This window comes from Streptomyces sp. SID13726, from assembly GCF_010548375.1.
GTDB lineage: Bacteria > Actinomycetota > Actinomycetes > Streptomycetales > Streptomycetaceae > Streptomyces.
In genome coordinates, this window is sequence record NZ_JAAGLY010000875.1 from 1 (window position 1) to 384 (window position 384).

Below are 384 nucleotides of genomic sequence, written 5' to 3' on the forward strand. Positions count from 1 at the left end.
ACGGGAGCCTTCACCGGCGTAACGCCGCTGACCGGAACCGTCGCGCCCGGAGGCTACTTCCTCGTGCAGGGCGGCTCCAACGGCTCGAACGGCGCGGAGCTGCCGACGCCGGACGCGACCGGGGGCCTCAACCCGTCGGGCACGACGGGCACCCTCGCGCTCGTGCGCTCCACCTCGGCGGTCACGCTGCCCGCGGGGAACGCCGCGGGTGCCGCGAACGTCGTGGACCTCGTCGGGTACGGGACGTCGAGCACGTTCGAGACCGCCATGAGCCCCGCGCCGTCGGCCAACAACGTGCCGGCGTCGATCAACCGCACCGGCTTCGCGGACACGGACGACAACAGCCAGGACTTCTCGCTCTCCAGCACCGTCACCCCGCAGAAC

At 72.4% G+C, this 384-nt stretch carries 1 pseudogene; it reads left to right on the forward strand.

The window, feature by feature from the left end:
• A pseudogene (locus tag G3I78_RS50760) lies at positions 1-384 on the forward strand (hypothetical protein); the annotation flags it as partial.